The 20,267-nt window shown below is 46.2% G+C and carries 18 protein-coding genes and 1 pseudogene; 8 read left to right on the forward strand and 11 right to left on the reverse strand.

Features of this window, described 5'->3' with window-relative positions; translation table 11 throughout:
• Positions 1–30 precede the first annotated feature (30 nt).
• Positions 31–1,272 (reverse strand): PAS domain-containing protein, encoded by a 1,242-nt coding sequence (locus JNK13_09500; GenBank protein MBL7662972.1) that lies wholly within the window; start codon positions 1,270–1,272, stop codon positions 31–33.
• A 32-nt stretch (positions 1,273–1,304) separates the two neighbouring features.
• Entirely contained in the window at positions 1,305–2,000 is a 696-nt protein-coding gene (locus tag JNK13_09505; GenBank protein ID MBL7662973.1) for a response regulator transcription factor, read from the reverse strand.
• Positions 2,001–2,131: 131 nt separating this feature from the next.
• On the opposite strand from JNK13_09505, the gene JNK13_09510 reads away from it, so the two are divergent.
• Positions 2,132–3,250 (forward strand): hypothetical protein, encoded by a 1,119-nt coding sequence (locus tag JNK13_09510; GenBank protein ID MBL7662974.1) that lies wholly within the window; start codon positions 2,132–2,134, stop codon positions 3,248–3,250.
• A 281-nt stretch (positions 3,251–3,531) separates the two neighbouring features.
• Here JNK13_09510 and JNK13_09515 read toward each other — a convergent pair whose 3' ends face one another.
• Both JNK13_09515 and JNK13_09520 read right to left on the reverse strand, forming a co-directional pair.
• Complete coding sequence (locus tag JNK13_09515) at positions 3,532–6,066, reverse strand: DNA translocase FtsK 4TM domain-containing protein (protein MBL7662975.1); 2,535 nt, start codon at positions 6,064–6,066, stop codon at positions 3,532–3,534.
• Positions 6,067–6,164: 98 nt separating this feature from the next.
• Complete coding sequence (locus JNK13_09520; GenBank protein MBL7662976.1) at positions 6,165–6,803, reverse strand: hypothetical protein; 639 nt, start codon at positions 6,801–6,803, stop codon at positions 6,165–6,167.
• A 118-nt stretch (positions 6,804–6,921) separates the two neighbouring features.
• Between JNK13_09520 and JNK13_09525 the strand changes: the two genes are divergently transcribed.
• Positions 6,922–7,293, forward strand: coding sequence for a hypothetical protein (locus JNK13_09525; GenBank protein MBL7662977.1), 372 nt, complete (start codon positions 6,922–6,924; stop codon positions 7,291–7,293).
• Between the two features lie 134 nt (positions 7,294–7,427).
• Here the strand turns inward: JNK13_09525 and JNK13_09530 are convergent, their stop codons facing one another.
• Positions 7,428–9,047, reverse strand: coding sequence for an MmgE/PrpD family protein (locus tag JNK13_09530; GenBank protein ID MBL7662978.1), 1,620 nt, complete (start codon positions 9,045–9,047; stop codon positions 7,428–7,430).
• A 453-nt stretch (positions 9,048–9,500) separates the two neighbouring features.
• On the opposite strand from JNK13_09530, the gene JNK13_09535 reads away from it, so the two are divergent.
• From JNK13_09535 to JNK13_09545, 3 genes and pseudogenes are all read left to right on the forward strand, one after another.
• A complete protein-coding gene (locus tag JNK13_09535; GenBank protein ID MBL7662979.1) occupies positions 9,501–10,208 on the forward strand; it encodes a hypothetical protein in 708 nt (235 codons plus the stop codon).
• Between the two features lie 741 nt (positions 10,209–10,949).
• A pseudogene (locus tag JNK13_09540) lies at positions 10,950–11,310 on the forward strand (type II toxin-antitoxin system RelE/ParE family toxin).
• Entirely contained in the window at positions 11,307–11,624 is a 318-nt protein-coding gene (locus tag JNK13_09545; GenBank protein ID MBL7662980.1) for an XRE family transcriptional regulator, read from the forward strand. Before JNK13_09540 ends, JNK13_09545 begins: the two are co-directional and overlap by 4 nt.
• Here the strand turns inward: JNK13_09545 and aspS are convergent.
• The 5 genes from aspS to JNK13_09570 are packed head-to-tail and all read right to left on the reverse strand — an operon-like array spanning position 11,621 to position 17,440.
• A complete protein-coding gene (gene aspS, locus JNK13_09550) occupies positions 11,621–13,438 on the reverse strand; it encodes an aspartate--tRNA ligase (protein ID MBL7662981.1) in 1,818 nt (605 codons plus the stop codon). The two genes, JNK13_09545 and aspS, sit on opposite strands and share 4 nt — an antisense overlap.
• A gap of 14 nt (positions 13,439–13,452) precedes the next feature.
• Positions 13,453–14,550, reverse strand: coding sequence for a tetratricopeptide repeat protein (locus JNK13_09555; protein ID MBL7662982.1), 1,098 nt, complete (start codon positions 14,548–14,550; stop codon positions 13,453–13,455).
• A gap of 9 nt (positions 14,551–14,559) precedes the next feature.
• Positions 14,560–15,771 carry an aminotransferase class I/II-fold pyridoxal phosphate-dependent enzyme gene (locus JNK13_09560; GenBank protein MBL7662983.1) on the reverse strand — a complete coding sequence of 404 codons (1,212 nt, stop codon included), beginning with the start codon at positions 15,769–15,771 and terminating at the stop codon, positions 14,560–14,562.
• Positions 15,768–16,685 (reverse strand): lipoyl synthase, encoded by a 918-nt coding sequence (gene lipA, locus JNK13_09565; GenBank protein ID MBL7662984.1) that lies wholly within the window; start codon positions 16,683–16,685, stop codon positions 15,768–15,770. The genes JNK13_09560 and lipA overlap by 4 nt, the downstream gene beginning before the upstream one ends.
• A gap of 29 nt (positions 16,686–16,714) precedes the next feature.
• On the reverse strand, positions 16,715–17,440 hold the full coding sequence (locus JNK13_09570) for an SCP2 sterol-binding domain-containing protein (protein ID MBL7662985.1): 726 nt from the start codon (positions 17,438–17,440) through the stop codon (positions 16,715–16,717).
• Positions 17,441–17,480: 40 nt separating this feature from the next.
• On the opposite strand from JNK13_09570, the gene JNK13_09575 reads away from it, so the two are divergent.
• Positions 17,481–18,140: a dephospho-CoA kinase gene (locus JNK13_09575; protein ID MBL7662986.1), complete on the forward strand. Its 660-nt coding sequence runs from the start codon at positions 17,481–17,483 to the stop codon at positions 18,138–18,140.
• Complete coding sequence (locus tag JNK13_09580) at positions 18,133–18,801, forward strand: phosphoribosylglycinamide formyltransferase (GenBank protein ID MBL7662987.1); 669 nt, start codon at positions 18,133–18,135, stop codon at positions 18,799–18,801. The genes JNK13_09575 and JNK13_09580 overlap by 8 nt, the downstream gene beginning before the upstream one ends.
• A 193-nt stretch (positions 18,802–18,994) precedes the next feature.
• Here JNK13_09580 and JNK13_09585 read toward each other — a convergent pair whose 3' ends face one another.
• Positions 18,995–19,441, reverse strand: coding sequence for a hypothetical protein (locus JNK13_09585; protein MBL7662988.1), 447 nt, complete (start codon positions 19,439–19,441; stop codon positions 18,995–18,997).
• A 397-nt stretch (positions 19,442–19,838) separates the two neighbouring features.
• Here JNK13_09585 and JNK13_09590 point away from each other — a divergent pair, with 397 nt between their 5' ends.
• The gene (locus JNK13_09590; protein MBL7662989.1) at positions 19,839–20,216 is read left to right on the forward strand and encodes a hypothetical protein; all 378 of its coding nucleotides are present in this window, start codon (positions 19,839–19,841) and stop codon (positions 20,214–20,216) included.
• Positions 20,217–20,267: the final 51 nt, after the last annotated feature.

The following is a 20,267-nucleotide window of genomic DNA, read 5'->3' on the forward strand; positions in this document are numbered from 1 at the left end:
ACAATTCTATCTAGTAAATAGTGAATTGTTCTAGAAGTAGTGCCTGGGCATGTGTATTTTGAAAGTGCTGCCCTTACCAGGAACGCTTTCAACACTTGGGTAGCCGCCATGAACCTGACAGATATGCTTGACTATTGCCAAACCCAAACCGGTTCCTCCACTTTTTCTGTCTCGAGCCTGATCTACCCGATAAAACCGTTCAAAAATTCGTGGTAAATGCTTAGATTCGATACCAATTCCATTGTCTTTGACGCTCAGAATAATTTCATCGTCTTCACTAATAGCTAGAAGCTGAATTACCCCCCGTGGGTCGCTATAATCGATAGCATTATTGACAAGGTTCACTAGCGCCTGCTCGACTAGCATGCGGTCAGCTTGCAGCATAAGTTCTGGCGGACAAGTCAGCTCAAGCTGAATACCCCGTGCCAGTGCTCGATCACGGCAGATCTGTTGCACCGACTGAAAAATATCGTCAATTTTAAACTCTTCAAAATTATGCGCATCGACTTTAGCTTCGCTCTCAAGACGCGCCAGTGACAAAATGCTCTCGATTAATTTATCGAGTCGATCAGTGTGCCGCGCAATCATTTCTAGAAATTTAAGCGCATCGGCCGGGTTGCGGTAAGCTCCGTCAAGCAGCGTCTCGACGCTACCCTTGATTGAAGTAATCGGAGTTTTTAATTCATGTGAAACATTCGATACAAATTCCTTACGTAACTCCTCCAAGCGCTTAAGTCGAGAGATATCATGCAGCACTACGACTGCGCCGCGTTTGCCTGAATTGTCGAGGGCAAGTGGCTGCGCAGACGCTTGCACAATAAATTCACGTTCTTGCATCACAAAAACTAACTCTGTTTCCGAAAAACTATTGGACTTAAGCACTGCTCGCACAAAGCGTTCAAGTCCCGCATGGTGAAAGGCTTCAACAATACTTCTGCCACGGGCATGCATGTCAGTTAAATTTAAAAATCGTGCTGCAGCACTGTTGAGCTTAATAATTCGCTCCTCAGCATCAACTGCGATTACACCTTGCTGCATACTACTAAGTAGCGTTTCATATTCCGCACCTCGCAGAGTAAGGTTATGATACGTGCTACTTAAGTTCTTACGCATCTCCTCGAGTGCATCAATCAAGGGCACTAAAGTCGAGTCGCTGTCTCGAGTAACAGCCACAAAATTAGGACGAAAATCGCCCTTTCCAATTTGCTGAATATAGCTAATTAATGTCGCAATGACTCGATGTTGAGAACGGCGAAGTAGATCTTTGATCATCAGCTTATTGCTACGCCAAAAGGTGAAACGCTCTAGGGAAGCTCTTTAAACTTATAGCCAATCCCCCGCACAGTCTCAATCAAGTCACCATATTTACCGAGTTTTTTACGTAGTCCAACAATCTGCACATCAACCGATCGATCGGTAACTGGATAGTTACTGCCATGAACGGAATGCACAATATTTTGACGAGTAAATACTCGGCCACGATTTTGTGCAAGCAAATGTAAAGTCTTGAATTCTGTTGCCGTAATCTCAATTTTGCCGGAATTCGAGCTGACTTCAAAGCGCACTGGATCAATCACTAAATCTTCGACTTCAACAACTTGGCTAACATCAACTGTAATGGCACTGCTCCGGCGCAATACACTATCAACTCGAGCGATCAGCACTTTGGGACTAAATGGCTTGGTGATGTAATCATCTGCCCCAAGCTCGAACCCCAGGAGAATATCGGCTTCCTCACCTTTAGCAGTAAGCATAATAATACGAATGTCTCTTGTTTCTGCACGTTGCTTAAGGGTTTGACAAACTTCCAAACCATTAATACCGGGAAGCATTAAGTCAAGTAAGACCAGATCGGGTTTTGTTTTTCGCGCAAGCTCAAGGCCTTGCTCGCCGCTTGCTGCACACTGAATTTCGTATTTTTCTATTTGCGAGAGATTATATCTAACAAGCTCTGAAATATCTTCTTCGTCGTCAATAATCAGGATTTTATAACTACTCATAATTTTCTAACTCTTGTGGCTAAGTCCTTTAGCACGTAATAAGCAGTGCAGAAATTACGTTAACATCGAGCTATTGTTAGAATTCAGTTAGCGTGATAAAAGACTTCCAGGTCATTTATAGGAGATTTATTATGAAATTCTGCAATTTAATGGCAATTTGGCTGATCATGCTCCCCCTTTCGGCGAGCGCCGAGGATGCAAAATTTTACTGGAACGACGGCACTCGCTTAGAATTTCCTGAAGCCGGGTTTACGACAAAAATAAACATGCTGATCCAGCCACGCTATGACTTTACAGATACTGACGGTGGCGCCGAGAGCAATAGTTTCCAAATCAAGCGTGCGCGACTGATTTTATCGGGCACATTTCAAAATGATTTTTCTTATCAAGTCGAAAATGATTTCGTAAATGATCTTTCCTTACTCAATGCCTATCTCGCCTGGAAGCCTGAGAACATTGCTGAATTTAAAATAGGACAATTCAAGACATTGCTTTCCAGACAATTTAATACCTCGGATGCTCTGCTCCAATTTCCCGATCGGTCTTTTGTCTCCGACTACTTCTCACAAGGTAGAAATCAGGGCTTAGCTACTACAAAAGACCTCGCTGATGGCCGATTCAAGCTCAGTGCAGCTGCCTTTAACGGCCGCAGTGATGGCGAAGGAATTAACCGTGAGGGTCTAGACACGGAAGTATCAGCAATGCTTTCCGCGCGCTGGAACGCCTTCGGCAAAATGAATGCTTTCGAGGAAGGCGATGTAACTACGACCCCCGAAGCTGCGCTTTCGACCGGGATTGCCTATGCTTTTGCGGATGCCAGTAATGATCTCGATGGACCGACTGGACCTGGTGGCTTGGTTGGAAACGATCTCAGCACAATCAACGCAGATATCACCTTCAAGCACCAGGGCTTAAGTGTTGCCAGTGAGATTTTCTGGAGCGACTTTAGTTCAGATAGCGCGGCCGAAGCCAACCCACTTGGTGTCTATGCCCAAGCCGGTTACTTTGTTGTCCCTGCAGTGTGGGAACTAGCTGGTCGTTATGGAATAGTTCAGTGCGATGACGGTCAAGCAATTGGTCGCTGCGCTGGAAAAGATGATATTCAGGAATTAACTTTGGGTTTGAACCACTACTGGTCGAAACATAACCTTAAAGCACAAATTGCCTACAGTCGCCTCGAGGTCGATCCTGTCAGTGGGGATAATCTAAAAACTAATAAAGCAATCTTGCAGTTGACGGGGTATTTCTAGAGCAGGCTCTGCTTGAATGGCTCAAGATCCAATCTGGGAAACTTTGATTAAGTTCGAAGGTAGGTAAAATTAATCGAAGGATAGCAATAGTTTCGTGTCATTGCGAGGCTACGAAGTAGCCGTGGCAATCTGTTAACCGGCAGATAATATTTTTTATAATAAGTGAACAGATTACTTCACTTCGTTCGTAATGACAGCTGATTTGCCAAATGAACAGATTGCTTCCTTGCCTTCGGCGGAGGGCTCGGCTCGAGAAATACAACACAGGGAACACCTGCGCACTACTCCCGATTAGCCACAAAAACCTGACGCGGCTTTGCGCCATCAGCTGGACCAACCACACCCTCACGCTCCATGCTTTCGATAATGCGCGCCGCACGGTTATAGCCAATACGAAAAACGCGCTGAACTAGGGACGTCGAAGCCATGCCTTTTTCTACGACAAGCTGCACAGCTTTATCATAAAGCGGGTCAAATTCTTCCGACTCCCCTTCTCCTCCAAATGAACCTCCACCACTTTCACTTTCTTCAATGCGCTTAATCATCGCATCAATTGCCGGATCGTAGTCTGGAGCACCTTGAGATTTAACGAATTGCACTACTTGCTGCACTTCTTCATCAGAAACAAAGGCCCCGTGCAAACGCTTCATCCGTCCAGTAATTGGCGAAAGAAAGAGCATGTCACCCTCTCCGAGCAGTTGTTCCGAACCCGATGTATCAAGCACAGTGCGTGAATCTATTTTTGTCGCGACTTTGAAAGAAATTCGCGCAGGGAAGTTTGCCTTAATTAGGCCAGTAATCACATTCACGCTGGGACGCTGCGTTGCAAGAATCAAGTGAATCCCAGCAGCGCGCGCTTTTTGCGCTAGGCGCGTAAAAAGCTCTTCGACTTCACGCCCTACAGTCAACATTAAATCTGCTAATTCATCGACAACAATCACAATTCGCGGAAGTGGCTCTAAGATTTGCGCGCCTGGACTAGTGAGCTTTACTTTACCCGTGCTCGGTAATTCTGCAGCACCTAGGAGCCCCGCACTACTTTCTAAAACTTCATTCTCAGTTAGATTAATAATTGAACTGTCATCGGGCTCAGCACTTTCATCCGGAGCATCATTACCGAGTGCAAGTTTATTGTAGCCAGCTAAATTCCTGACGCCCATTTCTTTCATTAAAGCATAACGCCGGTCCATTTCTTCAACTGCCCACCAAAGGACCCCTCGCGCACGCTTGGGATTTGTCACCACCGGAGCTTTTAAATGGGCTATGCCCTCATACAAGCTCAATTCCAGCATCTTCGGATCGATCATGATCAATTTCATATCGCGCGGGCTATTGCGATAGAGCAAACTTAAAAGCATAGCGTTTAAGCAAACTGACTTACCAGTTCCAGTCGCGCCAGCAATTAAGAGATGCGGCATGCGCGACAAATCTGCAACGTAGGGATTGCCAAATGTGTCTTTGCCCAACGCAAGCGTAAGCAGCGATTCGGAACTTTGAAAATCATCACTTGCCAGCACTTCCTTAAGCCTCACAATGTCGCGACTTGAATTCGGGACTTCAATCCCGACTGTGCTTTTCCCTGGAACTGGTGCGTAAATTCTCACACTTGGTGCACGCAGAGCTAAAGCTAAATCATCGGCAACGTTAATGACACGCTGAACTTTTACTCCTGGAGCAGGCTCAAACTCATAGAGCGTAATCACTGGTCCGGGCTGCACCTCGATAATGCGTCCGCCGATTTTAAAATCTTGCAGTGCTTTTTCCAAGCGCTTAGAATTACGCATTAACTCCTCATCGCTTGGACCTTCACTATGCTCGATCGCGCCGGTTAACAAATCCAAACTCGGTGCTGAATAATTAGCGTAACTGACAGTACGTGCTTTCACATCCTTAGTGGTGGCTTTAAGTTTAGACTTTAGCGGTGGCTTTTTCTTGAGAAGTGCCTTAGATTTTGTTGTCTTTTGTTGAATCTCTGCAGCATAGTGCCTGGAAACTTTAATCGGAGGAGCATCTTCGTCAGCGTCCCAATCAAAGTCTTGCTGATCATCAAATTCATCTGCGTTGCTACGTTTTTTGATCTTAATACTTGGAGCAACTTTGGCATCGATTGCTGCATCTCCAAAGTGCCAGTCAACAGGCTCTAACTGACTTGTCTCGCGTGACAACAGAAAACTTACGGAGTTACCGATTGAACGAAAAATCCCCCAAAAGCATTTCCAGACGAAGCGCAAGCTTTCCCAGGTAAAATAAGTTGCATCAGCAAATAAGCTCGTTTCTCCAAACGAGTCCTCTGCTTCCTCTGCAGATTCAAAATTTAGACGTGGCCGGATTAAAGTAAAAAGTGTGTAGGCAGTGATTGTCCCGAAAATTAGTGCAACCCCTGTGGTTTCAAACGCAGGCACAAATAAGCCTGCAAAATAGTTTCCTAAAAAACCGCCCTGTGCGAGAAATGCACCAGCAATAACACTAATCGTTAGACTTAAAATTGACCAGAGCGAAAAGCGCCGCCTAAAGGAGAGCAGTAATTCGTCTTGCGGTTCTCGATATTTATCAATTGCCGCATCAACGAGTGACCAAAACCCAAGCGCAATAAAAATCGACCCATAGCCAATGGTAGCATCAAGTGACGCTGCGACGAATGCACCAACTCGCCCCATCAGTTGCGGGATCTGATAGCCGTAAAAAGTATGCCTTGAGAAATAAAAAGAAATCAGCGCCAAGCTCAAAAAGAGTGCAACGACACCGATGCCTAGTGCAATTACTTCCCAGGCAATACTAGAGGCAAAAAGAGACTGTTTTTTACGAGATGGAGCCATAGATTTTACTGCTTTAAGAGACCCTGCCGATCTCGTTGGAATTTTAATAATTCCTTGGCAGAGCCGCCAGTAAAATCTATCGATTTTGCAATCTTTAATTAAGAAGAAGCTTGATTTTTAAGATTTTCTAGGGCTTCTGCTAGGCTGCTTTCTAGTAATTCAGATGAGGTTTTAAAGCCAAATCCGGATTTAGCCTTCTCACCGATTGCAAAAAGATTTTCCGAAACAGCCGTGTCGACCCGATCAATCGTCGACGTCCATAAGACAGTTTTACTTTGAGCATCGACTAAATAAAGCCGTGCCCGCACAGCAGCGACACGTTCGGCACCATAGCTTTTACCAACACGTGTAGTTTCTTTTTCAACTAAGCCGACAAGCGCTGCGTCTGCACCTAGTTTGCTAGCTTGATCTGCAAAATAATCAATTAAGCCACTTGGTGCTGAGACTCCACCACTGGCTGATGCTTTTGAACTCACAGGAATAAACCGGCCTGAGGATTCAAGTAGGGAGTAAGCCTTTTGCGTCGCGCGGTCCAATGTCTCGGAGGCAATCGGAAGACTTGTCGCTGGACGAAATGGTGCAACAAGAATTCTAGTAACATGATTCGTCGTTGCCAGCTTGTTACTAATTGCCTTGGGCTTTAGCGCACAAGCGCTAGTGCAAAAAACCAATAAAAAAGCAAGGGCTGAGGCTAATATTTTAGCCTGGTTTTGTTTTATTTCAGTAATTTTTTCCATGGAATCCGCTCTAAAAATGAATTTTTCCTAAATCTCCAAAAAGCAGTTGACTGTAATACCACTTCCGATATGTTTGCTCCCCGATACGTTTGTCAAAAGACTAGGAGACAGATAACACATGAGTAGTGCTTACACAAAACTTGACCAAGCCTTGGCTGATTTAATTGAAGCTTACGTTGGACTTGAGTCAGATATGGAGACTAAATTTTCTGACGATGCAGACGCGTTTCAAAGCGCGATGACTGAAACATTAGAAACTGCAATCGAAACAGCGCTTGAAGAGCAAGACGCTTCAACTTCAACTTTTGCAACAATGCTTTCATTACTCTCTGAAGCGCTAGAAACTCTTGACCCTTCTGCCTTTGACGAAGAAACAGAAGAAGCAGCTGATGAAGACGAAGACTATGACGACGATGAAGATATTGACATCGATGAAGATGAGGAAGACCTCGAATTAGATGAAGACGAGGAAGAAGAAGAGGATGATTAATTTCCGCAAGGCAGTATAGCCCTGGAAGATAACACTGAGGGAAAATAGCATCTTAACCTTAGCTTAATTTCAAAAACAAAATAACGAAGGGCTCCATCGTGGAGCCCTTCGTATTTATTGGGCCTGACCGGAACTTAGGCCCGCTGGGGAAGGTCAATTGGCGGAAGCAATCGTATCTGGAAGTTGTAGATTCCCAGAAGTTCAGCTGCCGAAAACGCGCCTATTCCCATGAGCATTTCGATCGTGCGGCGCACGACCGCATCGTGCTCAAAGACCGGCAGCAAGAGCTTAGCCCATTTGTCTTCGAGTAAGTCATCGCGCTCTCCTTCCTCGGGATTTCGCGCATGACCAATGGGAAACATCACCAGTCCACTGTCGTGTTTTTGTTGATCTCCCCCCGTAATCACGACTGAAGTCGGAATTCCTTCCGGATACTTCGCGTCGTATTCTGGGCCACCGTGCTCGAACATAATCTTGGCCATGATCGCCCGTCGTGCTGGATCTTGAAGCGCCTCGTAGGAGTAATCCTCGGGCAGAAGCATCAAATTTGCCCAGGTTATGGGCCTACCATCTGCAGCGCATTGCTGCGCCTTGAGAATCACGCTGGCAACGATATAGGCCATCGAATGATCGGCGCTTTGACGCGTCTTCGGGTCCATTTTTTCAGGATTCCCGATGATACCAAAGGCCGGCTCGTAAGCCCGGATCAGCACGGCGGCGATTGCCTCCGGGTCAGCGATAAGCTCTGGATGCGCTGCAAGCATTTCCGTGACGGCCTGAATTGCTCCTGCCGACTGGTGCTCGTAGAGTCCGAGTTTGAAGTGCATACCCATCACAGCGAAATCATCTCCTGCCATGGTCAGGGTTAGATCAAACGGCGACTCGTAGCGCTTTTCTGTATCTGCCTGCGCCGGATCTGACCCGACTTTCGCAAACATCTGCCCGGGCCCTTCAAACAGCCTAAACGGCGCTTCGGGGTTACGGAAAATGTCACGCGGGCCAACAAAGCCTTCGTGCGGACCAGCATTGAGCATGCAGAGTTCCATGAACTCCACAGCCATTCCAGCAGAAATCGCAGCTGAGGCACCTTTCGAATCTGAAAGTTGCTTTCCAGCGCGAATTGCACGCCAAGGCGTTGCATGAGCAACAGTCATCCCAATGGCACATTCGATCTGCTCTGGAGTTGCGCCGCAAAGCGCTCCCCAAACAGCCGCTGTCGCGATGGCTCCGTGTAGCACGTGATCGATCTTACAGTCTTTGAGGCTGAAAGACTCGGCCAACCTGCCGCGGATTTCATCCAAACAAACCATGGCCAAGAGCGCTGTCGCTCCAGCATGGCCCATTTTCTGACAGGCAGCGACAACAAACCCGTAATAGTCGTTGTGACCGAATTCCCCAGCCATTCGATCTAGTTCAGGGTTGTACCCGAAGTTTGTGCCGTTGGAATCCCACTCGCGAACAGCTGAAGCAACAGCCATAGCGACGTATCGTGGATGATGAGTAAGGATTGAACCGAGAAGTGTCGCACCCCCCTTGCCCATGGGATACTGCAAAGCTTGCTTCTGCAATGTCAACGGCGCACTTGTTTTATGCGCTAGCGCAGAAATACCGCAAACAGTTGCGTCTACGAAAAACTGCCGGGTGCGGTTAAGTACCGCGTCACTGGGTTTCCCCTCACCGTTAACGATGAAATCAACTGCGAACTGCCCTAAACCTAAGGCCTGATTTGTGTCTCTCTTGAGATCTATCTTCAATTTATTCCTCCGTCTATTTCTATACGAAAATTTTGTGGACTTTGCTTCTAACGAAGCGACGATGAGCTAAGTGAGTTCCTGCGAACTCGATCGAGAAAAAAACCTTTAATTGCTACTTTCCCTCCTACCTGAAGATCTGACTTCAAGTAGGAGAGTCTGTAAATTACTACTCAGATTTATATTTTAGAGAACAAAAGTATTGCATAAAAAACTAGACTGAATGCAGCTACTTCGAAGAAAAATGAAAGCGTAACCTAACATAACTAAATCAAGAATTAAACTGGCTCCATTCGCAACAGTCTCGACGATTGTTTTAGATCTTTACAGCATAACTCCGCATGCTATAACCACCTGCTCACATTAATTTTTCGGGTAAAAATCATTTTTCTCGGTTCCATTGACTCAGCTGGTCAGTGGAGCCGAAGCATTTGGTTCTAAGGAAGGTTAATGGAAATGAACAAGGAAGTATTTAGCCGCCTGATCTGGCTACTCTTAGCAATCGTGCTGATATCTTGTAAGCACACGACACCTCTCGACAATGCAAATCGCCACACCGTCAACAGGCAATCTCCAGAAGCAGCAATCATGCCCGAACCGCGTGGGCATGAAACGAGTCAAGATCTCGAGAGCATCGCCGCTGAAGATGCGCAGATCCTCACGGATGCTGATGGTCGCATGACCATCAGTGGAACGGATTACGACATTGTGATCGATCAGCCTGAAGACATTGTTGGTTTTGGAATCAATCTTTCGACGCAATCGCTCGATACAATTGAAACCAAATTCTATACGATGCACTACGCGACGGCCGATGTCCCCGAATTGCGAAATGCGACTAAGACAGAAGTGCCAGAGATGCTCAGGACGCTACTTCTCAAGTCAACATCAACGGGGAAAGGGACTAAACTAACCCATAGCTATAAAGCCTTGAGATTATCGTCTGGCCATACTGGAGCACAGCTTACGTTTACAACAACAAACGAGAATGGATCAGCGAGCACGGAGATTATCGCAATCCACTGCGGAGGAGAGTCCGCCTGGATCATGATTCTCGCACCGACTCGTGATGCCGACGGGAACCCCCTCGAAGGGTCTGCGGAAGCTTGTAAGCTAGCAGTGCAAAAAATCTGTAGAACAATCGAAATTCGCACGAAGGCTTAGTGCTCGACGTTGAGATTCACTTTGAAGCATCGATGCGGATTAATCTTCTGGTTTTGAACACAGGTTAATCTGAATCGATGCTTCGCTCTTTTAATCTTTAACTGCTGAAGTAATTAGAAAATAATCTAGCTCGCTGAGAAGAAAGCACCTAAACGTTGTGGTGGAAAACACTATCAAAAACAGTTGAGAAAGCTGGCGGTTGCATATATTTCAATGTAACCGCCAAAACTCCCTTCTCACGAATGAATTCCAGCATCCATTTTTTGGTCCCCCCGGATGCCGTTGCTATGATCATGCGTGCGATGATCATACGCGCATAAAGCGCCCCCAGTCATGCACATGACAAACACGATCACACCGGCGAGAATGATCCCTCTCTCGTAGGGATCCATTTTTCTTTTCCTATCCTTTTTCATTACTCTCTCCTTCAACACCACAACGTTTATGGTGTGCCTAAAGCGGATTGCTTCACCTTAGACTCACCATAAAAGTTACTTTTCTACCCGGCCTGATTGTAAGAGAGCTTAAGAAATAAGCAGTGAATATATCATAAATAAACCCTAATTCAAATCTCGTCCCAAGTTTGAGGAAGGAGGTCAACTAAAAATGTTCTCGAATAGGCACTAACTGCCTAATTTTGGCAGATAATTAATACGTGCATTGATATTTACTGCTTGCACGTAAAGTTTATCAAATAAATTTATAGCTTGGCATCTATATAGCTTAAGAGCTATGATAATTATGTAATGAGAAGTTGAGTATACCGATGAGTTTGGAACATGGTGGGACAGCTTGAATGCGCAGGAACAGATTTCAATCGACGCTAGCATAAGTTTACTAGCTGAGCTTGGACCCAATCTACCCTTTCCTTTCAGCTCAGGCATTAAAAGATCGCGACACGCCCACATACGAGAGCTAAGGATACAACATAAAGGCAAACCATATAGGATACTTTATGCATTCGACCCGCGTCGAGTAGCATTGCTCTTGATTGGGGGCAATAAAAAAAGGAAGGGCGAATTGGTACAAAAAATCGATCTTACAAGCAGATCGGCTATACGATCAACATCTTGAGGAACTTTCAAAAGGAGACAAACTATGAGCAAGCCCTATAAGGACCTCCAAAGTAAAATGAGTGCGAAACAGCGCACAGAAAGTGCAAAGTTGACTAAACAAATGCTGAGCGAAATAGCTCTTTGCGAACTACGTCAGTCACTAAAATTGACTCAAAATCAAGTAGCTGAAAGCTTGCAAATTAAACAACCTTCATTAGCAAAGATAGAAAAGCAAAATGACATGTTTATCAGCACGCTTGCCAGAATTATCAACGCCCTAGGAGGAAAGCTCAAGATCATAGCTGCTTTCCCCGATCAAGAAGTGCTACTCGCGCAATTCACTAAACAAAATCGGCATTAGGTCTTAGCTTGATTAGCTTCGGTCGCCTTAGCAGTTACCTTAATCGAAAGTTCCTTAAGCTGCTGGTCACCGGCAAGAGACGGCGCACCAACCATTAAGTCCACACCCTTTTGCGTCTTTGGAAAAGCAATCACGTCACGAATCGAATCAGCCCCAGCAAGTAACATCACTATGCGGTCTACACCTAAGGCAATTCCGCCATGCGGTGGTGCTCCAAAGCGCAGCGCTTCGAGCAAGAATCCGAACTTTCGCTCTGCCTCTTCTGTAGAAATCCCCAGCAACGAAAAGACCTGCGACTGAATATCGGAACGATGAATTCGAATACTTCCGCCGCCAATTTCTTGGCCGTTAAGCACTAAATCATAGGCCTTGGCTCTAAGCTTCGTTGCGTCAGTCTTAAAAAGACGCAGGTCTTCCTCGGTCTCAATGATCGGACTGGTAAAGGGATGATGAATTGAAGTGTAAGTCTTAGTCTCCTTATCCCAACCAAATGCCGGAAAACGATCAACCCAAAGAAAACAAAGCTTCTTAGTATCAATCATGTTGAACTTTTTGGCTAAATGCACGCGTAGCGCACCAAGTGCTGCAGAAGTCACGTCGTAATCAGCAGCAACCATTAAAAGCGTTTCTCCGCCCTTAAGTCCAAGCTGAGCTTTAAGAGTTGCAGTTTCAGCAGCGGAAATGAATTTTCCAATTCCCCCCTTAAAGCCATCTCCTTCTAGAACCGACCAGGCCAGTCCCTTGGCGCCATAATTGGCAACAAAAGTTGTAAGTTCCTCAATGTCACTTCGGCTCAGCGCTTGATCCGGAGACAACACCAAAGTCTTAATGAACCCTTGAGCGCCAATCACGCTCTTAAAAACTTGAAACTCAGTTGACTTAAAAACTTGCGTTAGATCTTGAAGCTCAAGCCCAAAACGCATATCCGGAGCGTCAACTCCAAAGCGGTTCATGACTTCGTCATAACTCAATCGTGGAAATTTTGGCGTGAGCTCAACTGCAGCAGCATGCTTCCAAATATTAATCACCAAGCCCTCGACCAAGTCTTTGATGAAATCCTCGGTCGGGAAAGTTGTTTCGATATCAATCTGGGTAAACTCTGGCTGGCGGTTGGCACGAAAGTCTTCATCACGAAAACAACGCACCACTTGATAGTAACGGTCAAGGCCAGCAATCATTAGCACTTGCTTAAAAAGCTGCGGCGACTGTGGGAGCGCATAAAATTCCCCGGGACTTAAACGACACGGCACAAGAAAATCGCGTGCTCCTTCGGGGGTAGTTTTAGTCAAAAATGGCGTTTCGACTTCAGTAAAACCGTTGGTATCTAGATAACTGCGTGTGGCCTGGTAAACTCGGTGCCGCATGCGTAAAATTTGCTGCATTTTTGGGCGGCGTAAATCGAGATAGCGATATTTTAAACGCACTTCTTCCTTGAGGTCCTGTGCGTCTTCAATCATAAAGGGCAGAGGCTCGCATTCGGAAAGAATCTTTAAGCTTGTCACCGAAACTTCAATTTCGCCTGTACCCAAATCCTTTTTCTCTGTTCCTTGTGGGCGTTTCTCCACGCTGCCTGTAATTTGAATTACAAATTCAGATCTGAGTTTTTCGGCTAAGCTAAACGATTCCTGCGCTTCTGGCTTAAAGACAATTTGCGTGTGACCTGAGTAATCAGCCAGGTCAACAAACACTAGTCCCCCGTGGTCGCGGCGGCGACGTACCCAGCCTGACAATTTCACAGTTTGACCAATATCACTCGCACGTAAATCTCCTGCACGGTGGGTTCGCATCGCTTCGATTTCGTAAATATTTTTCATTGCTTCTTCCTAACCTATGTCGTTTCCTTACTCAAATCTTTTGCTTTTTGAAACTCTTCCTGGGCTTTCGTTCGCTCTTGCTTGAGCTCATATAAAACACCCAAGTTTGTATGACTTGCTGGGTCATTTGGATTTAATTCCAAGGCTTGCTTGAGTGCCTGCTCGGCGCCGACAAGATCACTTAGTTTCAATAAAATCCAGCCCAGTGTTGCCTGTAATGAAAAGTTAGTTGGATGCTTAGTTGCAACTTGACTCAAGACTTCACGGGCTTGCGTAAAATTTTCGGCTTCGGCTAAGACCAAGGCATATTGCAAGGCGACTTCCGGATTTGTCGAATCTTTTAGATGCGCTGCTGCGAGCAAGTTTCTTGCTGCTTCAGCGCGACCAGATTTTGCATAAAGCCTGCCCAGCGCAGCTTGCACACGTAAATCTTGCCCCAGCAATAACTCAGCAGCCTTAAGATCTTTTTCGGCACGATCATTTTTACCGAGTTCGAGTCCCAAGACCCCCGCGCGAAGATAAGCCTCTGCATAGTCTGACTTTAAAGTCTTGGTCTGCTCATAGAGCTCAAACGCCTCTTGTTTTTTACCAGCCTTGTCTAAGAGCAGTGCTAAACGAAACTTCGACCCCGCATCTTTCGGCTTAATCTTCACAGCCTCTCTTAACAATTCCTCCGCACGCTCAATATCCCCAGAACGTTCATAAACAAGCGCTAACCCCTGCACGGCTTGCACAGTCTCAGGACTTAATTCACGGGCTTTTTCAAAATTTGTCTTTGCTGCAAGGAGATCGTTCTTGAGATTTGCCAAGACGCCAAGTGCGACATAAAAAAGCGGATCAGGCCGAAGCTCTATCGCTTTTTTATACTGTTCTTCTGCTTCACTAAGTTGATTTAACTTCTGCAAAGTCAAACCCAAATTGTAATAGGCGTCGGCAAGCTGTGGGCAAGCAGTCAGCGCTGCCGTAAAAGAATTTTTTGCGTCCTCTGGCCGTTCCATTGCCGCAATGCCCTGACGCACAAGCTGCACAGCTTGCACGCAATCCTCAGCCTGCAAATCACGAGCGACAAGTAGCAAGGTAAAACTTAAGATGATCGTCTTTAGATTACTCACAATAAAACATCACTTTTCAATAAAATTTCTAATCAGCTCAAGTGCTCGTGTCAGTCTGGACTCATTTTCAACTAAGGCAAAGCGCGCATAGTCTCGCGCTGCTGGGTCAAATCCAAGTCCTGGACAAATTGCGACGGCATTTGATTCAAGTAACATCCGTGCGAATTCAGCGCTGCCCTGTTCGCGGAATTTTTGAGGAATTTTTGCCCAGACTAAAAGCCCAGCATGCGCAGGAGTAACTTCGAACCCAAGCTCACTCAAACCACTCACTAGTAAGTCGCGACGCGATTGATAAACGTTTTGAATTTCCTTTGCATATTGATCACGGTCTGCAAGGGTTTCGATTGCAGCGATCTGCAAGGGTTGAAAAATTCCAAAATCAACATAACTCTTCATGCGCTTTAAGGCACTGACTAGCTGCGCATTCCCTACACCAAAACCGACACGCCAACCCGGTGAAGAATAGGATTTTGAGAGTGAGCAAAATTCAATTGCACATTCCTTTGCACGTGGCACACTGAGTAGACTGGGTAATTGATAATTCAAGCCTAAGCCTGCATAGGCAAAGTCATGGATCAGGATTAAATTATTGTGAACAGCAAAATCAACCAGTCTTTCAAAGAATTCATGATCGACCACTGTCGTTGTCGGATTGTGCGGAAAACTTAAAATCATTGCGCGCGGTCGCGGCCAAGTCTGTAAAATACTATGCTCTAATGCTGCAAAAAACTGGTCCCCTTCAGCGCTTTTGCCGGCAAGTATGCCTGAAGCTGCTATAGGTAAATCCAAGCCGATAAAATTCCCTCCCGCCAGAAAAACCCCGGCGCGATGCACCGGATATGCTGGGGTTGGCACGATCACGTTATCCCCTGTCTGCAGAGTAGTCATCAAGAGATGACTAATGCCTTCCTTAATCCCAAAAGTAACAACAACTTCATGTGCTGCTGAAATTGCGACATCAAACTTAGCTTGATACCACTCGGCAACCGCCTCACGCAGTTTCTGAATTCCTTGTGAAGATGAATAACGATGATTTTGTGGCCGCAGACTTGCTTGCACAAGCTTATCAAGTGCGCGTTGCGGCGGTGCCAAATCAATATTGACTTGGCTTAAGTCTAAAACATCAACCCCGCGTAGACGCAAAGCTTGCACTTCTTCGGCAATTCGCCCGAGTGGGTACGGCGGCAGTTCATCAATACGGAGCTTAATTGCCTGCGTCATTCTACCACCTGCGTTGCCGCAAAGTTAGGATCTAACTGCTGATCGGCATGATAGCTGCTACGCACCAGGGGTCCGATTGCAACATGCTTAAAGCCTTTTGCTTTTGCCAGTTTTTCATAATCAGAGAATTCTTCAGGGCTTAAATAGCGGGAAACGGGTAGGTGCTCCCGTGTCGGTTGTAAATACTGCCCAGCGGTAAAGCTTTGGACCTGATGCTGCTTACAATCTTCCATTAATGCAGCGACCTCGCTTTGCTCTTCCCCTAGACCAAGCATGATTCCAGTCTTAGCAATCACCCCTGGAGCATAGGTCGAAACTACTTGCAATAATTTTAGTGAACGTTGATAGCTTGCGCCTGGTCGCACACGGCGATAGAGTCGCGGCACGGTTTCTAAGTTATGATTTAAAACGTCCGGTCTGGCATCGAGGATTTGTCGCAGCGCGTCAAGATTTCCACGTAAGTCAGGAATGAGGACTTCGACTGTCGCTTGCGGAAGCTCGGTGCGTAGCGCACGAATCGTTTCCACAAAACCTTGCGCCCCACCGTCAGCTAAGTCATCGCGCGCAACAGAAGTAACGACAACGTGCTTTAATCCCAGGGTTTGTGCGGCAGCTGCTACGCGCTGGCCTTCGCTACGAAACTCCTCGGGTTGCATCTCTGGCCGACCTGTGGTGACAGCACAAAATCTACAGCCGCGCGTGCAGATGTCACCCAGGATCATGAAAGTGGCTGTGCCGCGTGAAAAGCAATCGGAAATATTGGGGCAACGCGCCTCTTCGCAAACGGTGTTAAGCGTAATTGTGCGCAATAGTTTTTTTACGTCACGTGTGGCTGCGTTTGATCCCGGTGGACGTTTGAGCCATTCAGGCAACGAGACTTGTGGGGCTTGCGGCGAAGAACTATCAGCTAGCACTTTTTCCAAGGTTCAAATTCACTCGATAGCTATTCAACAACAGGACATAAGAGCGACTGAAAATCAATTGCGCGACGCACATCTCCAGTGATTTTAGTTTTCTGCGAGAGAATCGCCAGTTGGGGATTAAGTTCACCATTGACAATCTGGAGAAAATCGCGATTTTGCATACTCAAAATCACTTCAGCTTCTTCGCGCCGATTTACGACGTCCAACTGTTGGCCAACATTTAAGGTCCAAATCCCGCCTTGATTGCCTTTCAATTCGATGCGGTAACTACCTTTTAAAGCCTCGCGCAAAGTGTCTGACAAAACGTCGAAGCGATATAAAATTTCGGATTGAAAAAATTCTTTTGTGCTCTCGACTTTTGATTGCCAAGGCAAACATGATTTTTCGTCTTCTTCGAGTGGTTCACCGCGCTCAAGGTCAAATATTTCCTGCGCAAAAGGATCTTCTTCTCCTTCGCTAACAGTTTCACCTTCGATTGGTTCTTCGCTAGAAACGGCTTCATCGCCGGCAGTAACGCCTTGCTTGCTTAATTGTGCTGGTGGTTGAATCAGGCGCGAGCGTGGCGGTAAAGATTCTGCCTCGTCATCATCTTGGTCAAACTCCGTGCTTGCCCCGGACAACTCACGGTTATCGACAATCTCTTCGCCTTCAATGCTCGGCCCATCGGTATAAAGTTCGCCTTCGTTAGTATCTGACTTTGAAACAAACGAACGGAGCCAATTTTTCGAAATTATTGCAGCTATCATATCCTTGAAACTTTATGTATAATATAAGCAGTCTATTTATATGCCCGATTCAATCACAGTACCAGCATGGCACCGAAAAGTCGTAGCCGTTACAGGCTCGATCGGGAGTGGTAAGTCTAGCGTAACTAAACTGTTTCGTGAATTAGGCGCCTATACTCTAGCATCTGATGACCTGGCTCGGCGAGTGGTTGCAGCAAATGGTCAGGCATTAAAGAAAATATCCGAGACTTTTGGTGCGGGTTTAATTTCCAAAGACGGTGTTCTTGATCGCCAAGCGCTCGGGAAAATTGTCTTTTTGGACCCGGCTGCCTTAAAAAAACTTGAGGCAATTACTCATCCCGTGATTCGCGCTCTTGCTGACGAAGAATTTACGGAGGCATTTAAAAATCCATATCCACTTTTCGTCTATGATGTGCCACTTTTATTTGAAGCAGGCTTAGCTGTGCTCGATAAAAGAGATCGCCAAAATAATGGATTTAAAAAAATAATTGTCGTTTATGCCGATCGTCAAACCTGCATTCGGAGATTAGTCGAGCAGCGTGGCATGTCCCTAGCAGAAGCTGAACAAAGAATCGCGGCACAACTGCCAATCGAAGAAAAAATCAAGTATGCTGATATTGTGATCGACAATAGTGGCACATTAGACGAATTGAAATTTAAGGTTTTGGAAATTTTCAAGGAGCTGACTACCCATGCGTAGAATTGGTGTATTACTTTCTGGACGTGGATCGAATTTCGAGGCCCTCGCCCGTGTGCTTAAATCGAGGCAACTACCAGCCGAGGTCGTAATTGTCATTTCCGACAAAGCCGACGCACGGGGTATTGCTATTGCCAAGGCGTTAAATATCCCCACAGAAATCATCGAACGATCTCCAACTGAAGATAAGACTACTCACTCTAAACGCATTCAAACTGCGCTTGAGGCGAAAAACTTAGACCTGATTGTGATGGCCGGATTTATGCGCATTCTTTCCTCTGAGTTCGTGAGCGCCTTTAGCGGGAAAATCATCAACATCCATCCTTCGCTACTACCAGCTTTTAAGGGACTCAATGCTCAACAGCAAGCTTATGATGCAGGTGTTTGCTTTTCAGGTTGCACGGTCCACTACGTGACGGCGGAATTAGATGGTGGACCGATTATTGCGCAATCGGTCGTGCCGGTTTTAGCTACTGATACTGTGGAAAAATTAACTGCGCGCATTCTCAAAGAGGAGCATCGATTACTACCTGCAGTTGTTGCGCAGATTGCCTTAGGGAATGTGCGTATGGAAACGGAATTTGGTCGCTCCTTTGTGCAATGGAAATCGACTTCCTGGCTAAGTTCCGGCGAATGGTCGTCATCGAGTATTCGGCTAGCCTAAGACATCACTTAATACCACCTCTTAGGCTCAGGCTTGAACTCATCCTTCACCTTTCAACCTCCTTATGATCATCACGCGGAGCATTGCTGCGCCAGTGTAGTAAAACATGGCAATTTCTTTGCGCAACACGTCATTAAAGAAGTGGCAAAGAGGAGTATTGCTAAACCTTTTTGCCAATGCGGCGAGTCAATGCTCAAATGATCAAATACTCCTCGCCGAGTTGCTCTTTTAGACGCTCGACGATGACTGCAAGAGTTTTTGTAGCAACAACAGAGAGTTCCCCGTCATAGTTAGCAATCACGTCGGGGAGTCCAAGAGCTCGCAACGCCTTGCTAATTTCTGTCTTGTTTTTGCTGCCCAATGCTGCGTGAAGCTTAGTTGCGGCATCAACTTGCACAATCCGCCGAAAAGTCGCCTCAGCATCTTTAAGCGTTTGCCAATCGGCAGCTGTCAGATCTCTTTCCAAGGAGCCAGTTAGCGTTTTCGTGCAGTAGTACCAGCGCGGGTCTTCGGGCACGAGGCTAACGACTTTGGTGCCGTTGAGTTGCGCAACTGTTAGCCCCCCAGTCGCGATCGCGACTTGAAATGCTAGCACCGTAGTGATGATGATTTTTTGGGATTTTGTTTTGTTTTCTGCCATAAGTTGCTCCAACTGTGGCTGCATTGATGTGCGTCTATCAATCCAGCCACAGTTACTAGCTACTGCAATAAAACCTCAAAATACTCCTCTACCCTGGCATTCTAATACTCAAATCGAGCAATATTTTCAACCGATCTGGCGCTCTCCACGGGAGGTCACGTTTCCTGGCACTTAGCCCATAACAATACTTGGATAAAATTTAATATGGGTAGTTGGTTTTGACGCATCTCCATTAGGGGCATTTTTGATCAGTGCCTGCTTGTGGAGGTGTGAAAGTAATCTGGTTTTATTGGTTTTGATATTCATGCGCTGAATTTTCAATTGATCATCAAGTATCGACTAGGGATTTTTGAGCAGCTGATTAGCAGTTTAAAAATCCCTGGGAGGATAAATGACAATGAAACTCATTCTTAACTTCAGCGCTCTGATGAGCGCCATCAACGAGCACGGCATTGCCGCGCTTGGTCTCGGCAATGCGCTTTACGCGCTCATGTGGACAGAGGAAATCGCGAAGCGACACGCTCGGAAAATCTGCCCGCAGTTCCTTCCTGTGCTTGAGAAAGCAATCGCAGAAGGACGAGTCGCGTTTAAGGACTCGAGTAAAGACAAGATGACCTTTGCCAAGGTCTCTGACTTGCTGACTAGAAACAGATGCAAACCGCTTTCTTCAACTGAAGGAGGGTACGGGTTTTACCAAGTGCATCAGCGCTGCGTAGATCCTCGGATCGAAGTCACAAGCTCGTTTCAAAAGAAACCACTACGTAAGGCTGCGTAGCGGCGTGGAACGACTTGAAAGGGTGCATGAATTCTCCTCCAAACTGTGCCC

This window comes from bacterium, assembly GCA_016786595.1.
Lineage (GTDB): Bacteria > Bdellovibrionota_C > UBA2361 > SZUA-149 > JAEUWB01 > JAEUWB01.

Excerpts from the sequence above, each read along its gene's own strand:
- aspS (MBL7662981.1), bottom strand. The coding sequence starts at position 13,438 with ATGAAAAATATTTACGAAATCGAAGCGATGCGAACCCACCGTGCAGGA.
- JNK13_09560 (MBL7662983.1), bottom strand. The coding sequence starts at position 15,771 with ATGACGCAGGCAATTAAGCTCCGTATTGATGAACTGCCGCCGTACCCA.
- JNK13_09570 (MBL7662985.1), bottom strand. The coding sequence starts at position 17,440 with ATGATAGCTGCAATAATTTCGAAAAATTGGCTCCGTTCGTTTGTTTCA.
- JNK13_09500 (MBL7662972.1), bottom strand. The coding sequence starts at position 1,272 with ATGATCAAAGATCTACTTCGCCGTTCTCAACATCGAGTCATTGCGACA.
- JNK13_09575 (MBL7662986.1), top strand. The coding sequence starts at position 17,481 with ATGCCCGATTCAATCACAGTACCAGCATGGCACCGAAAAGTCGTAGCC.
- JNK13_09590 (MBL7662989.1), top strand. The coding sequence starts at position 19,839 with ATGAAACTCATTCTTAACTTCAGCGCTCTGATGAGCGCCATCAACGAG.
- JNK13_09510 (MBL7662974.1), top strand. The coding sequence starts at position 2,132 with ATGAAATTCTGCAATTTAATGGCAATTTGGCTGATCATGCTCCCCCTT.
- JNK13_09585 (MBL7662988.1), bottom strand. The coding sequence starts at position 19,441 with ATGGCAGAAAACAAAACAAAATCCCAAAAAATCATCATCACTACGGTG.
- JNK13_09580 (MBL7662987.1), top strand. The coding sequence starts at position 18,133 with ATGCGTAGAATTGGTGTATTACTTTCTGGACGTGGATCGAATTTCGAG.
- JNK13_09535 (MBL7662979.1), top strand. The coding sequence starts at position 9,501 with ATGAACAAGGAAGTATTTAGCCGCCTGATCTGGCTACTCTTAGCAATC.
- JNK13_09520 (MBL7662976.1), bottom strand. The coding sequence starts at position 6,803 with ATGGAAAAAATTACTGAAATAAAACAAAACCAGGCTAAAATATTAGCC.
- JNK13_09505 (MBL7662973.1), bottom strand. The coding sequence starts at position 2,000 with ATGAGTAGTTATAAAATCCTGATTATTGACGACGAAGAAGATATTTCA.
- JNK13_09525 (MBL7662977.1), top strand. The coding sequence starts at position 6,922 with ATGAGTAGTGCTTACACAAAACTTGACCAAGCCTTGGCTGATTTAATT.
- JNK13_09545 (MBL7662980.1), top strand. The coding sequence starts at position 11,307 with ATGAGCAAGCCCTATAAGGACCTCCAAAGTAAAATGAGTGCGAAACAG.
- JNK13_09515 (MBL7662975.1), bottom strand. The coding sequence starts at position 6,066 with ATGGCTCCATCTCGTAAAAAACAGTCTCTTTTTGCCTCTAGTATTGCC.